Genomic DNA, 14,478 nt, shown 5'->3' on the forward strand with positions numbered 1-14,478 from the left:
GTACAAGGGCCGCAACGTGGGTACAAGGGCCGCAACGTGGTGGAAAGGGCCTTCAACAAGGCAAAACAGTGGCGAGCGGTGGCAACCCGGTATGACAAGCTTGCCCTGACTTACCGGGCTGGATTCCTCCTCGCCGGCATCGTCGAATGGCTCAAACTATTGGGAGACATGCCCTAAGGCCACCGGCGCCGCTTCCGGTGAACTACAAGCCGAACCTCCTTGCCGGGTTGGTTGCGTGTCTGGCGATCGTCGTCGGCAGTCTCGGTCCTTGGGCGACATCTCTCAGTTTTGGGGTGGCGGGTACCGCAGGCGACGGGGTGATCTCGCTGGTGCTGGCTGCGGTGGCCGCCGCCGCGTTGTTCGCGATTCACGCGCGTGGTGGTCTCACGAAGTTCGGGGATCGCTGGCTTGCGCCGGTGGCCGGCGTCCTGGTTCTCGGCATCGGGATCATCGATGCGATAGAAGTCAGTGGTAAGGAGGTCGAGTTCATGAACACGATGGTCTCGACTGGGATCGGCTGGGGACTGTGGGTGGTCATTCTCGCGGGTGCAGCGCTGAGCGCCTCGTCCTGGGCGGTCGCCCGGATTGTCGGTAACCGATAGGGAGTCGTTCGCGGTCGATAGAGGTGCTTGACTCGATTCGGATGACTGCCGCCGAACACCATTCGCACCACTACGGTGGTTTCCGAGTCGGCGAAGCCCCGTCCCCGCCGCCGCAGCGCGCGGCTCATGTGGGCGCGCCGGTGAACCGATGCGTGGACGGTAGGCACGTTGAGCCGTCCGTGCACTGCCTGAACGCGTGTGTTCCCGGCAGTCACCGTGCGCGATCGCGTGCGCCGATGCGCCAGAGCGGTCCGCCGCGGACTGCGCCCTTCCGCCGGTGTCATTCGAACGAATGACACTGACCCACTGTGTCACAGCGACTTGTTCGACAAAGCGGACCGGGTGCGAGGGTGTGGGGTATAAATCTCGGAAAGGTCTGAGTGTGCGCGGAGGGGCTATGACGAACCCGTTCTACCCCAAAGAGCCTCGCAGCGATGAGCCTCGCTCTGACGGCCCGGGGACGAGTGCTCCGCCGCCATCGAAGCGGCCGACGACCGCCGACCGCGTGTGGCCATGGGCGCTGGGCGGCATTGTCATCGGCGTGCTGGTGGTTGTCAGCGTCGTGGTTGTCGCCACCGTGAACGACGATGACGAGTCCCTGGGGTTGGTGACCCCCACGAGCCGGGTGGTGCTGTCGCCCGCGCAAAGCGAGCGCAGCCGTCAGGCCGTGGACGCCGAGCGCGCCCGTATCGACGCGATCAACGCCGCGAAGTTCGACAGGTCTGCCTACGAGGTGATCTCGGACCGGGACCTTGCTCTGCTCGCCAGGTCGCCTGATGCTGCGAAGGGGCGCAAGCTGGTCATTCATGGTGTTGTGACGCAGTTTGACTCGGGCACGGGGGCCACCCAATTTCGGGCGAGTGTCGCTGGCACTCAGCAGGACGCTTGGTACGACTACGACATCAACGTGGTGATCGCAGGGTCGAGCCCACCGGTGGTGGCCAACGTCGTCAAGGATGACCTCGTCACGCTCTACGTTGAGGTGGCGGGTGCATACCGGTATGACACGACGCTCGGTGGCAGCATGACCGTCCCGCGGTTCACGGCGAACATCGTCGATGTCACCGGCACGACCGGCTAGTGCACTCCCAGCGGCCTCACGGAGAGTAAATCTCGGACAGGGGCGGGGAGCAGGACGGCTAAGGAAGAGCGACTGCAGCGCGAACACCGAGCTGATCTCAAATCGGTTCGAGCCTCCGATTGGGTCTGCGTCTCTGACTGAAGTTTCACCAAATGACGCTGACCCGAATAGAGAAAATACACGGCGGGGCAATCTTATTCACGACGGAGGATCCTATCGCGATCCGCGGAGCGGCGTCATGCTGGCGGGACGAGGGCCGCCCTGTCCACACCCGTTCCGTGAGGTGACAGCGGACGAGGCCATCGAAGATAACCCGAGACCTATCCCGGTGCCTCCGCATCATGCGGCCGGGAGCATGATGCGGAGGTCGGGTCTACTCGCACTTGATTGATCGGGTTTGGTTCCCGGGGCTACGCGGGTGCGTGCGCGGTGGCGCGGCTGGAGTAGATATCGACGAGGATGTTGATGCGACGCTGCAGGTACCGGGTATGGGAGCCGAACCAGATCGGTGCCCACAGCCAGGTGACGATCGGGGACACCTGCGTCGAGGACCCGACCTGGGTGTGGGCCTGGTTGAGGCGCTTGGCGGTCAGGGACAGGCCGATGAGCCCGTAGATGGGGACAAGCTGGGACCACCACCGGGTCCAGGATTCGCGGCTGACGCCGGCGGTGGAGGCCAGTTCCCCGCCGATGCGGTCGTACCAGACCAGGTAGTAGATGCCGAAGGTGATGACGGTGAGCCACCACAGGCCCCAGGCCCCTTGTTTGCGAATCGCCGACGGCGGTTGAACAGTGGTCACAATTTCCCCCTTGATGTGAAGTTCTTCCTGACCGCCCGAAAGCCACGGTGTGAATTCTCTTGTGCGGCTGGGTCGGCGATCGAGAGTCGTCACCGGATCAGACCAGGTAGTCCGGAGCGGCGGTATAGATCGAATGACTGTATCTGCAGGTATCGCAAATGGGCGGAGGTGATGTTGTTTTGACTTGGAAGGCCCCCGCACACCGGGGCGACGCACAATTTTCATCCGGTGCGCAGGCTTTTCAGTAGCCAACGTCGGCGCAGAGTTTCGGGTCGGTGATGTAGCCGGCTTCGCAGCCGTTGCGGGTTTGTATCTCCCCTGAGGCGGGTGCCTCACCGCATCGGGTGCCGCATCGGTCGGCGCCGATGACCGGGGTTCCGTCGGGCCAGTAGCAGCCGTTGTCGTAGCAGGAGTATCCGCGATCGGAGGTGGTGCCCACGGGTGCACGGGTGACGGCATCGGGGTCGGGGTAGGTGCCGCCGGTGTAGGGGTTGCGGCAGGTCACGCCGTCGCATTCGAAGGTGTTGGCTTCGCGTTCTTGGCGTAGGTATTCGTCGCCGCCGAGCTGGTCGAAGCACCATTGAGAGAAGGCGAGGGTGCCGTCGCTGAATCGTGCAGGTCCGGGTGTGCCTTCGAGGCATTCGACGATGTACGGCTCCTCGTTCACCGGTTCGACGGGTGCGTCGGTGGTGACGGGCACGGCGGCGGTCGTCTCCGGCGGGGGTGGTGCGTCGAGTGTGGTGGACGCCGGGGCCGCGGTGGTCGTCGCCGGCGGTGGCGTCGTGGTGGAGGACGGCGCCGTCTCCGACCGGCTTGTCTGGTCGCCGCTTCCACATCCCGTCAACATCAGGGCACCAGCGAACACCCAGACCGCCAGATTTCGTGTCATTGAGGTTCCTTCCGATGGCGACGGCATCCCGTGCGTCGTCCAGACGCGATTGCCTCTCGGTTTCAGGCGGTCACATCCGATCGCTCCGAATACCAGCGCCGGGACGAATAGCCCTGTCAGGGCGCAGAACAGTGCCACGATCGCGCATACATTGGTGCGCTCAGCCGCCTCGATACCGAGGTCGGTCTCGTCAAATGCCACCACGGGGATATTCCTCTCAATCATTGGTGCAGAAGGTGCGGCCGGGTCGGGCCATTGAGCCTCGGCGCAACCGGTCACGCTGTCATGCGTGAGCTTGGTGCCGGAGTCGCACCGGAGCGAAGTGTTCACCCCGCCGTGGTTGGTGGGTGTCTCCGGTGCTCGAGGCGGACGAGGGCGGTGGCACTGACCGCCCATGCACCGAGCCCGATGACGCACATGGTGGGTGACCATGTGGTTGCTGTCAGGTAGAGGCAGTACACGCCAGTTGCCGTGACGAGGCCGGTGGCTGGGGTGATCCGTGGTGTCATCGTTCCCGTTTCGCTTGTTGCTCTGCGCGATGTGTCGTCGATTGTGTCAGAGCATCGGTGTGGCAATGCGGCGGGACCGTGTGTTTGCTGGGGTTTGCTGCGATGACTGTGGATGAGAGTGCTGGCGGTGGCGTTGGTCGCCGGAGTGGTGTGCGTTTTGGCGGGTCCTGTGGGGGCCGGTTGGATAGTGGCTGGTCTGATCCTCAATGGTGTTGCGCGTGAGCAGGCCGCGAAGCGGCAGGCGGCACGCGCGGCGGGTGTCGAGCCGCCGCGCCCCTTCCTCGAGTTGTTCGGCGGTTGGGGAGAGTAGCCGCCATCGCGCCGGGGATTGGGGCTGGCGCTACGTCCGCACCGCGGAGTGGCACCCCGATGCGCTTGCCCTGTGTCGTTCATGTGAATGACAGAGGGGCGCAGGGGGAGTGCCCGAATCCCACACCGCCGATCCGGAGGAGTTCGTGTTCTGGGTGGAGCGGTGGGTGTCCGAGCGGACTTCGTTGAGTCTGCATCTACCGGAGCGGCCGGATTTTGAGGTCCGTCCTGGGCCAGCCAGTCTCAACTGTTGAAGGACATCGAAACCGGGTGGGCCGATGCGTGGCTGAGCGCCACCCGGACGGCGTTGTCGGCGGCCGGCGCCGAGGACCGTCCTGGACATGCTGCCACCCGGCCCGTAGACGGACGGCAGCACCCGTAGCGGGTGTTGATGGGCGGATGGTGGGGCACCGCCGGGAACGCGCACGAACGCGAAGTGGGGCGCACCTCGTGATAGGCGCGCCCCCACTTCCGGTGTTCGGGTCGAGCGAGCAGGTAACGCGGCACCGCGTGACTGCTCGACCGTCACCACCCGGCGGCTGGTTCTAGCTCGCGGCCTTCCACCGGTTGCGTCCGTCGGAACCGGGTGCGCAGACCATCGGTGTTCCGGTGCTGGTGACGCCGGTGCCGCCGCTGCAGAAGGCGCCGGGTTTGACGACATTCCCCGAGGGTGCCGGGTTCGGTGCGGGGGTGGACGGTGTGGGTGCGGGGCGAGATTGCGGTGCCGGCGCGGGACTCGGTGCCGGGGTTCCGCCGTCGCAGGTCCACAGTCCGCGGTCGGCGGCGCGGGCGGCGGTTTCGGCTTCGATCAACCGGTCTGCGGTCCGAAGGTAGTCGGCGGTGTAGGCGCGGGCGGCGCCTTCGCGGGCGGCCTTGATCGCGTAGTCGCCGTCCATGTCGTTGTCGAGCGCGACGTAACGGTTGACCTGACCCGTGCTGTCGGTGTCGGGTTGCGCCGGTTCGGGGTTGAGTTGGATTGCCCGGCCGAGGAGGTGATCCTTCGCGAACTGGGTCGATTGCGCTGCCCAGCAGTCTTGGCCTTCGGGGGCGTCTATGCCGAGGACGGATACGGTGAGCGTCTCGCCGCTGGTGGGGTGTCGGGTGATGATGGTGTCACCATCGATGACCTCGACGACCTGGGTGACGCGCTCGATCGTGTATGGGTTTGCCGGTCCGGCCACCGCCGGGGATGCCGGTGCGCCGAGGGCGGCGAGGGTGGCGGCGCCGACGAGGACTGCTCGCGCGGCCTTGGGGTGCATCGTTGTCACTCTGCTGTGCACGTGAATTCTCCTGATCTGAATGGACGCCCGGAGGCCGCGGCCTGATTGCGGCCCATGTGGCGATGGTGTGGCTGTGTGGCAGTGCCGGGACCTACGCGTCATCCACTGTGGACGCGAACATCGGTGTGGTGATGAGAGGTTCGGGGGTGGCTGAGCGGCCCGGCTACTGTGGTGGCCTCGGTCCGCTGCTGCCCGTCCCACCGCCAAGCCGCGGCCGCCAATCTGAAGGGGCGGTGTGCCAGTCAGTCGGTGAGGTTGGCTGCTGATACGCGCCCGGGGGTTGCTGGCCGCCGGGGGTGGTGTGATCGCCCATCGATATGTCCTTCGAATCCAAGTGATGCGGGATGGCGGACATGGGCAGCTGATTGTTTGCTCAGAAATCCGCCGGGAAGATAGATACCAGACGAACCGGACGTAACAGATACCGTGGGTTGGTTCTCCGAGGATATGGGATGACGAGGGTTTCCCGTGAGCTTCCGTGGCAGTGCTTACGTCGGGTGTCCGAGTCCGCCGGACCTGGCTCCTGGAGAAGTCGACACCGCGAGGCCGAGCCTATTTCTGAATGCCAGGTCAGGCGGCGCATGGGCGTATCTGCTGGCACGAAATACCGGCCCGCCGTACCCGCACCACGGTGCTTCGTCGGTGCCAGCGGGCGACCGCACAGTTTTGTGAATCATCGAAATATGCGATGGCACGCGACATCACACGAATGCAGCGAGGTGTCATTCACACGATCGACATCTACATCCCGAAGCTGAAGGCCGCATGCACCACGTCGGCGTGGTCTGCTTTGATACGCGCAATAGGCTTCAATTGGCGCCGGCAAGCAGACGCGGCATCGCGGACCCGTCGTACCACGCCTTGCCTTCACACGTCGGGCGTGCCCGAGTTAGGAGACATATGAAGACAGCAACGCAGGTGTGGTCGTGACCCAACTGATCGAGATCGCATGCGATGAGTCAGGTTCCGAAGGCGAGAACCTCATGGAGGCTGCTCACAGTGTCTTTTCGCACGCGAGCGTGAACCTGTCGGTGGACGAGGCCGAAGCGATCATGTCTGATCTCGCCGGTCGCACGAGGTCGAGCGCGCAGGAGCTGAAGTCGAAGGTTCTGCTGCGACCAGCTAACCGGCGACACCTCATCGAAGTGCTCAGGCCGGACGGGCCGCTTACTGGACGCGTGAACATCTATCTCGCGGATAAGAGCTACTTCGTTGCCGGAAAAATTGTCTCGCTCCTGATCGAAGAAGATGCACACGCGCGCGGCCTGAACATCAACGCATACGAGCGGGCTCTCGCCAATCAGCTGTTCGATCTCGGCCCCCGTGCGCTTGGAGAAGCCGACTGGAAACGCCTTCTGGTCGGATTCAACAGTCTTGTCCGCACCAAGAAGAGATCCGACTCGATCCACCCCAGCTTTTCCGATTTTGTCGCGTTGCTTGACGACGTCCGTCTCCGGAGCAAGCGCAGGCGCGTCACGGAGATCCTCGGCCTCGTGTGGGAGGCCCGTGAGCAAGCTCGCCAGTTCGAGGATCCATCGGAATCGCTACTCCGCGAGTTAGAGCCGATTGTCCCCACACTGAACTGGGTCGCGACCAGTTGGCGATTACGTCTTGGCGACGTGCCCATCGCATTCATTCACGACGAGCATTGGGCGCTCAACGAGGAAGCGACCGAGTTGCTGGTCAATGCTGCGAAGGCCCGAGTAAGTATTGGTGGGCTTTTGATGCCCTCGGTGGATCTTCGCTCAATCACTCTGGTGGACTCCAAGTCGGATCCGCGCGTGCAAGTTGCCGACATCCTTGCGGCTGCCGGGCGGGTAGTCGGCGAGGATGCTTTGAAGGGAAACACCTCAGGCACGCTGGCCGATAGCATCAAGCCAATGCTCGATTTCAATGGCCTATGGTCCGAAAATTCCCCTCTTGGAACTCTTATCCCGCCCGAAGCGACGGCACACCTCAGTCGCGAGAGCTTCGCTTGATCACGGCTGAGGATTGCCGCGAGGCTGAGCGCCACGAGGTGTAGTCCGATGAGTCTCGTCCGAGGTCAGGGTTGTCCTCTCCGTGACGGTCTATGCGGGGATGTCGAACTCGGTGCGGGTCGCGGCGAGGAGTGTGTCCACGTGTTCGGCATAGGTGGCGCAGGCGTGCGACAACGTCTGGAAGGCTGCGACGATCGGTCGTGGGTCTGCCGCGCTGAACAGGGCCGGCATTGCGTAGTACGGGCGGTGAATCGGTCCGTGGTCGAACATTTTCGCGGTCGGTGACTTCTCGCTGCCGGGCGCCGTACTCGGGCGGTAGGGGCCGCCTCGTCCTTCGGGTGGAAGGTTCTCCGCCGCGAGACGGGAGGACGCGGATTGGGGATCGTCGAAGGGTGCCGGGAGTTCTTCACCACTGCACAGGGCCGTCAGTGCCGGTGTGACCCAGGGCCGGTCGGCGAGTCCGGCGAACTCGAACGCACGGACCACGGCCCACTGCGCCAGGCGCCGTTGGGTCTGCGGGTCCATCGCCACGATCGCGGCTGCAACGTCCGGTGCGCAGTCGTCGAAATCGCGTAACGCCAGGACTCCGCGTAGTTCAGGATGTGCGTCGAAGTCGATCGCCGTGGGCTTGTTGGTCGCGGTGGTGGTCGTCGTGCCAGTGGCCGACGAGCTGCCGTGAGCCGGCTCCTCCTCGCCTGCGGGTACCGGGGCAGGGGTGTTCTCGGGTACGCCGAAGCAGGCATGTCCCACATCTGAGCCGGGGACTTCGTGACCCCGTCGTACGGCCACAGCCGGATCCGCCACACATCGCCGGGTGTCGTCGATCCCGGCCACCCGTAGTTGACGAATCCCCGCCCGGAGACCTCCACGGTGTACCTGCCGGCAGGAACGGCGACCTCCACCGGGTCGGTCGTCGGTGACGACACGGCCAGCACCCCGTGACCGTCGACTTCCAGGCGCTCTTCGCTGGCCTGTTGCCACTGGTCCCGGTCCGCGGGTGGTCGTGACGGCCACACCTGCACGGTTACCGCCATCTGGAAGTTGTTCTGGTGGGGGCACAGCACCAGCAGCATGGCCCCGTTGCCGGCGCTGGGTTGATCGGCCTGGGCTCGCTCGAGGAGGGCGAGTTCGACGTCCGGATCTCCGAGGCCGCCGTCGAGACAGAATTGGCCGTAGTCCATCGCCACGGTCACCTGTGTTTCGCTGACCGGCCGGGTGCGCTCATCCATACCGGTGATCCTGTCACGGAGCCCGGACGCAGTGTTCGCACTTCGAAGCGAGACCGGCTCACTGCCTCCCGGTCGGAACGCGTTGCTGGTCGATCCAGCGAGTATCCGCTCGGCGCAACCGTGTACAGCGAATCGGGAAGGACGATCGACTGATCGATCTGACGCATCAGCGTCGATGCGTAATCTCACGTACAGACTCGCACCGGGCAATTGGTCCGCTCGTGAGCGGTGCTCCAGTCTCGACGCGAAAATGCGTCTGAACGGACGCAAAGAGTGTCAGATCAGATGCTTGTGGCGTCCATACTGGCGCTACTTGTGTTCCATATGGAGCACCTAGAGGTAGCATGTGCGGTGTCCGGGGTTGCTTGCGAGCAAGCACGGGCGTTTGCGCAAGCAAGCAAAGTGGGAAAGAAGGACGCCCGGGTGCGCGCCCGAACGCCCTTCCTCGATTTCCCGCAAGCGGGGGTCTCGGCTCGCTAGAAGAGTCCGAGTCCCGCAACAGCGAGAATCACTTTGGCGATGGCTCCGACGACAGCGCTAGCCGCTTGGACTAGCTGAAAGCGCTCCGTCGGGGTCATTGCCCTTTTTCGAGGGGATTTCATCCCCTCACCTCCTTCCTTCCCCTCGGCCCCCATATGTCGAGGCCGGGTCGATCGGAAGTTGAGGAGGTCTTCGTACAGGGTCACCCCCGCACAGAAGCACAGCTTAGCGGTAGTGGCCGAACATCACTGTCAGCCGAAAACCCAACGCCGCCTGTCATGGTGCGTAACGAACCTGCACTTTATGCGTAACGGTGCGAAGCGATCCTCGTAACGGTGCGCAACACTGCGTCACCGCTCGAATTGCGTGACATTCATCACCTTTGAAAGTTGGCTTGGGTCAATTGTGGGGCTGCTGAACGCTTCACCTGCTCGTTGGGCCGATCGTCCGCACCTTCGTGAGGGGTCGTGGTGCTCGCGTACTGCACGTGGACCATGCGGTGGCTGCCCACGGCCGCAGCTCCGCGCGAGGTCGCCGTCCGGGCATCGACGACTACGACCGCTGTGGGGCCCGCGCTATCCGGTGAGGGTGTCCAACAGTTCGGTGACGAGCAGCGCGGTGTTGATCGAAACCTGGGCGGGATTACCGACGCCTTCTTCGGCTTTGCCGGCCATGTCGGCTCCGGTCGCGGACGCGTTGCCGAACATTTCGGGTAGCCATGCGAGGGCGTGTTCGGTGGTGGTGACGCTGACTGGGTCGGCGAGGAGTCGGCGGAAGGCGTCGGCGAGGTCGTCGGGATCGGAGGCGACGAGCATGCGGTAGATGTCGTGGGCGTCCTTATTCTGCAGGCGCCCGGGGGTGCCGAGGCGTTCGTGGATCTTGTGGATCTTGGCGACCAGGAGCGCGGCGGTCCCGGCGACCCGAACGTCATATCGCCGGTGATCAGCATTGTCGAGGGCGGTGATGGTCATGATGGTGTTGTCGACGACGCAGCCCTCGAGGCCAGTGGCGATCCGCATCGCATTCTTGGCGTGCGGCGGCAGCCGCGGTGAGCGCCCGGTGGGACTGGTCCGGTTGGACAGGGCGGACGGGACCATCAGGTCGACGGGGATACCATCCCGGTTGACCCACGCGCCGGGCTGACCGTTGGTGTTCAGGTAGAACCCGGCACCGGTCATGGCGTCCTGCAGGTGTGGGTCGTCCCGGAGGTTGCGTGGGTTGACGGCGAGGTCGCTGTCCTTCGTCGACTCGGCCAACGCGACGACGGCGGCCCCGCTGCGCAGGTACACCGCCTGCGCGCCGATCACGATCAGCGCGTCACGGTGGTCGTCGAGGGCGTGCAGGGCGTCGAGGAGTGCGCTGCGTGCTTCGGCGAGGAGGTTATCGCCGCCAGGCTGATTCATGTACCTGCATCCATCCTATGAGTTCTTCGCCTTCGGCCGGGTTGCGGCCGGGCCCGGACAGCAGGTCGACGGCGACCTGCTCGATGGCCGCGATCGTGTACCCGTCCTTGGCCTGGGAGGTGTTCTCGAAGACGACAGGGTATTCGGGCTCTCCGAGAATCACGTTCGCCGCTTCCGCGGTGTCGGGGTCGACCGGGTGCAGGCGCCACTTCTTCACCGCCTCGTCCAGATTGTCGGTGTAGATGAACGCGGCCCGCGCCGGCGCGTACGGGGCCCATTCGGCCGCGGCGACGGATCCGGTGACCGCGTACCGGAACCCCGGGTCTTTGTCTTTTGCAAGCTTTTTCAGCAGTGATGGGACACCGCGGGGGTCGATGAACTGATACGTCTGGGTGTTGTCGACGAAACTGTAGTCCCGGCTCCACCGCCGGAGCAGCTGCGGCCAGTCGGTGACCTCGAACCTCTTGTCGGCGGTCCTGGTGACCAGCTCTTCTTCCTGCAGGAGTTCCAGGACCCGGTAGGTGGCACCGGTGGAGACCCCCGCCCGTGCGACGAGTTCGCGCGCCGACCAGGGTCCTTGCTCCCGGGCCAGGGTGCGGATGAGCCTGGCGGCGGGCTCACCCTTGAGCGTCGCCCGGGGCCGGCCCGGACCGCGGAACGGGTCCTGGCTGGCGCCCCGGTCGCGCAGGACCATGGCCGGTCGCCGCGCGGTGACCATCACATTGCCCGTGGCATCGATGTACGACAGGTTCAGCTCACGTAGCAGCTCTTGCAGGGGAGGGGAGATGTAGCGGGCCATCACCATCCCCTGGCCAGGACTGTCGTCGGTGGCATCGCCGAGCCGACGCGCCACCACACTCAAGTCCCGCCGGTTCAGCACGCGCTTGACCTCGACCAGGAAATCAGCGGCCTCACCGCCTGGAGGCGCGATGCGAAGGCGGCCATCCACGTCCGCCGAGGCCGACCGTGACCCTCGTGCCGATTGATCGGTGAACGCCTCGGACCGTACGTCCCAGTCCTGCGGCAACAGGCCCCGCAGCAGCTCGGTGCATTGCCGCAGGATGGCACGCTCGCTCGTGGTCACAGGCATCACATCACCTCCTCTGTTCGGAATATTACAGCATTCCGCTGTGTAGCGGACGGGAATAATTTCACGAACAGGATGGCGGTTCCGCCGTCTACCATTCATGTTCGGGATATAATCTTGTTCCGATGCGCACCGGAACGCTTGCTTTCTGTGCACAATTGGGGGAGATGAGGGCGTTCATGCCGTGCGAGGTGTCGGCGGGCGGCTGGTTCGCCCCGTTCAAGGAGACTCCGAAATATGTTCACTTGAGTCGGAGGAACAGCCGAAGTGACCGGGCGGCTCCACACGCCTACCACCAGTGAGACCACCGACCCATACGAGGTCGGCCAAAGAAAGCCACAATGCGCGAAGTGCTCGAAAAGTTCGCCGCATCCGACAAGCAGGCGAAGGTTGGTCTGAAGAACGGGGAGAAGCACTCCGCCAAGGTCAGCAATGTGTCTGACACCGTCGCCACCATCACCTCCAGCGGGGGTCGGCAGGTGTTCATCGACCGGAGTGAGGTCGCCAGCGTCACCGAGTGCACCCAGCGCGCCGAGGTGATCTCTGCGGCTCGGCGGCGCCTCCCAGGGAGGCGGAACTACGGCCCAGGCAACACCTACTGACGGCTGCCGCGTAAGGCCCTCTCCCGACCTTCACTGGGGTCGGGAGAGGGCGGCTCTACCGCGCTCACCCCGATTGTCGACGTCCTGGACTCGGTCGCATCACCACGACCTCACGCTCACGCATCACCACCACCGGCTCGAACACACTCCCCGGACGCGAACGTCGCCGAGCACGTGCGCGATCGTCCTCCCGGGCCTCGTTCACCCAAACCTGCCGCGCCTTGTCCACCGACTTGCGCCGTCGGAGACCGAGGAAGACCAGACCAGTGCCTATCAAGAGAAGGATCGGGCCGAGCGCTGTGAGCACCACGTGCACAGTGCCTTCGGTCGCCCGAGTAACGGGGATCAACGCGTAGGAGGAACCCGTCAGTACCCACCCAATGACATGGAACTTTACGTCCTTGGCCGGATGCTTCCGCTTTGCTGCCAACCTCATCGCCAGCACGAAATTGTCCACCCGCATCACTCGCACCGCGGCCGGCGCATCCTTCCCGACCGCGTCAATTACCTTCGCCTGACGCTCGATCCGCGCTGCCCACCGCACCGCCTCAGACCAGTGCTGGATCACCGAAGGCAGGGACAGCACCAACACTAGCCCCGCGACTACCATCTGGGCCGTCACCACCCAGTTCACGTTCTGCCACCAGTCCATCCCGGAATCGTAGAGTCAGAAATCCCCCATCCAGATATGGAGAGTGGCGCGGAGCGGGACATCCGACGGCCCTACCCACGCCCAACTCGGCGGAGACGGTTGGCATCCTGCTTGCTGCGCCTACTAGTCGTCGAACGTCTGTGTGATGTCCCGGAACGCCAGACGCGTCGCAACGTCAGCATGCGTCACCGCGGCATCAATGTCGAAGCCCTCGCGGTCGGCATGCTGATAGAGCTGATCGGTGATCGTTAGCCAGCGACGCCAGGAGGTTCGGCTGGCTCGAACTCACGAGCGCCTGAACGAAACCCTCCTGTACCTTCGCCGCACTCGACAGATGCGCGACGTACCGGACAGCAGTCAGCTGGAACTCAGCGGTGCCGGCGTCTTCGGGAGGGGGAATAGAGGCGTCGCAAGCATGATCACGCGCATGACCCACGACACGGTCGTACACAGTATTCGTCATCGCCGTATTCAAACTTCACCTGCCGACGGCTGTGGTCAGGCGCACTAGTCCGACTCGGCGGCGGTTAGCAAGTTCACGAACGCGGAGCACGTCACCAACATGTACCGGGCGAGATCCTGATCGATGTCAGGCGCCGTCTCACCCCCGTGCCGCAGCCCGTTCTCGTCGCTTGCCCAGCCGTAGATCTTCTTCCAGCCCTCGATCAACGCAGGGTGTACGTAGGGGCCGTTCTTCTTCATTTCGTCGAGCGCCGCGCCCAGCGTTCCTTTGCCTGTCATCACGACGGCCTTGGACTCCACTGCGGTTACAGATTCCTTGATCGAATTGGCGTAGTCGGGATTCTCGCGATCCGCAAGGTGCTCTAGCGCCTGCCGGAGGTGATAGCGCACAGCCTCGTGATCAGATCCGATCGCGATCTCGATCTCCGACAACTCCGTCGTGTCCGAGATCGGAGCGACCTTGCCGTCGACTACTCGATATGCAGCCTTGACTTTTTCCAGCACGGAGTTAATGGGTGGCGTGAAGTCAGGGAATCGTCCGTCCAGCTCTTCGATCAGGTCGTATACGCGATACCAGGGTTCGTCCTTGATCCACCCCTTTACGATGTCGCCGATGTACGTAGCGCCGGGGTATTCGTCGACGTCCCCCCGAAATAGGTTCGCCCATAGCGGAATGAACGCCTTGTCGATCACCTGCCCATTTGACCGGTTCGGTCTCAGAATTAGGACGTATACAAGGTTCCAAATATCAGTCCGAGCTTCATCATCCAGATCCTCGAGTTGAACCGCACTACGGATGTCGGCATACCCGAACTTCTCAGAGAATCGCATCGCGCAATCATGCTCCTGTAAGAGGATCGTTCGAACTTGGGGTCTTCGGTCTATCTAGGTAGCTAGAAGCGGCGTAGCCGGGTTTTGGGGTCAAGTTTGTGGTGTTCGGGTCACGTTCGACTGCTTGATATTTCAGGCTGCGAGTTGCGCTGTGCCGGTGAGGGTATCGACGGCGGTGCGATAGGCGGCGGCAGCCGATCGCAGGCGGCCGGGAGTGGTTGTCGGGGTGGCGAGTTCGGCCAGGCCGGTGCGCAGGACCCGGTCGTGGACACAGGTGAGGAAC

Annotated in this window: 13 protein-coding genes; 5 read left to right on the plus strand and 8 right to left on the minus strand. The window is 64.0% G+C overall.

The genetic code is table 11. The annotated features are described in order from the left end of the window. Positions 1–293 precede the first annotated feature (293 nt). Both AC1D1G_RS30180 and AC1D1G_RS30185 read left to right on the plus strand, forming a co-directional pair. Complete coding sequence (locus AC1D1G_RS30180) at positions 294–602, plus strand: hypothetical protein (RefSeq protein ID WP_477954934.1); 309 nt, start codon at positions 294–296, stop codon at positions 600–602. 397 nt (positions 603–999) lie between these two features. After that, positions 1,000–1,683 (plus strand): DUF2510 domain-containing protein, encoded by a 684-nt coding sequence (locus AC1D1G_RS30185; protein WP_477954935.1) that lies wholly within the window; start codon positions 1,000–1,002, stop codon positions 1,681–1,683. Positions 1,684–2,093: 410 nt separating this feature from the next. Here the strand turns inward: AC1D1G_RS30185 and AC1D1G_RS30190 are convergent, their stop codons facing one another. Beyond that, positions 2,094–2,483 carry a hypothetical protein gene (locus tag AC1D1G_RS30190; protein ID WP_283334606.1) on the minus strand — a complete coding sequence of 130 codons (390 nt, stop codon included), beginning with the start codon at positions 2,481–2,483 and terminating at the stop codon, positions 2,094–2,096. Between the two features lie 241 nt (positions 2,484–2,724). Next, positions 2,725–3,372, minus strand: a complete 648-nt coding sequence (locus AC1D1G_RS30195) for a hypothetical protein (RefSeq protein ID WP_283334605.1) — start codon at positions 3,370–3,372, stop codon at positions 2,725–2,727. A gap of 621 nt (positions 3,373–3,993) precedes the next feature. Here AC1D1G_RS30195 and AC1D1G_RS30200 point away from each other — a divergent pair. Further along, positions 3,994–4,191, plus strand: a complete 198-nt coding sequence (locus AC1D1G_RS30200) for a hypothetical protein (protein ID WP_477954936.1) — start codon at positions 3,994–3,996, stop codon at positions 4,189–4,191. A 544-nt stretch (positions 4,192–4,735) separates the two neighbouring features. On the opposite strand, the gene AC1D1G_RS30205 is transcribed toward AC1D1G_RS30200, so the two are convergent. Beyond that, complete coding sequence (locus AC1D1G_RS30205; RefSeq protein WP_477954938.1) at positions 4,736–5,470, minus strand: thermonuclease family protein; 735 nt, start codon at positions 5,468–5,470, stop codon at positions 4,736–4,738. A gap of 926 nt (positions 5,471–6,396) precedes the next feature. Here AC1D1G_RS30205 and AC1D1G_RS30210 point away from each other — a divergent pair. Further along, positions 6,397–7,449 carry a hypothetical protein gene (locus tag AC1D1G_RS30210; protein ID WP_283334601.1) on the plus strand — a complete coding sequence of 351 codons (1,053 nt, stop codon included), beginning with the start codon at positions 6,397–6,399 and terminating at the stop codon, positions 7,447–7,449. Between the two features lie 90 nt (positions 7,450–7,539). Here AC1D1G_RS30210 and AC1D1G_RS30215 read toward each other — a convergent pair whose 3' ends face one another. The 3 genes from AC1D1G_RS30215 to AC1D1G_RS30225 all read right to left on the minus strand — a co-directional run bounded on the left by AC1D1G_RS30215 (position 7,540) and on the right by AC1D1G_RS30225 (position 11,651). Beyond that, complete coding sequence (locus AC1D1G_RS30215; protein ID WP_283334600.1) at positions 7,540–8,238, minus strand: hypothetical protein; 699 nt, start codon at positions 8,236–8,238, stop codon at positions 7,540–7,542. Between the two features lie 1,495 nt (positions 8,239–9,733). Further along, a complete protein-coding gene (locus tag AC1D1G_RS30220) occupies positions 9,734–10,561 on the minus strand; it encodes a hypothetical protein (protein ID WP_283334599.1) in 828 nt (275 codons plus the stop codon). Beyond that, on the minus strand, positions 10,539–11,651 hold the full coding sequence (locus tag AC1D1G_RS30225) for a helix-turn-helix domain-containing protein (protein WP_283334598.1): 1,113 nt from the start codon (positions 11,649–11,651) through the stop codon (positions 10,539–10,541). Before AC1D1G_RS30225 ends, AC1D1G_RS30220 begins: the two co-directional genes overlap by 23 nt. A 338-nt stretch (positions 11,652–11,989) precedes the next feature. Here AC1D1G_RS30225 and AC1D1G_RS30230 point away from each other — a divergent pair, with 338 nt between their 5' ends. Continuing rightward, entirely contained in the window at positions 11,990–12,250 is a 261-nt protein-coding gene (locus tag AC1D1G_RS30230; RefSeq protein WP_477954940.1) for a hypothetical protein, read from the plus strand. 64 nt (positions 12,251–12,314) lie between these two features. Here the strand turns inward: AC1D1G_RS30230 and AC1D1G_RS30235 are convergent, their stop codons facing one another. After that, positions 12,315–12,902 (minus strand): hypothetical protein, encoded by a 588-nt coding sequence (locus AC1D1G_RS30235; RefSeq protein WP_283334596.1) that lies wholly within the window; start codon positions 12,900–12,902, stop codon positions 12,315–12,317. 507 nt (positions 12,903–13,409) lie between these two features. Then, positions 13,410–14,195: an AbiJ-NTD4 domain-containing protein gene (locus tag AC1D1G_RS30240; protein WP_283334595.1), complete on the minus strand. Its 786-nt coding sequence runs from the start codon at positions 14,193–14,195 to the stop codon at positions 13,410–13,412. Between the last annotated feature and the right edge of the window lie 283 nt (positions 14,196–14,478).

It is taken from the genome of Rhodococcus sp. P3_B8 (assembly GCF_056402775.1).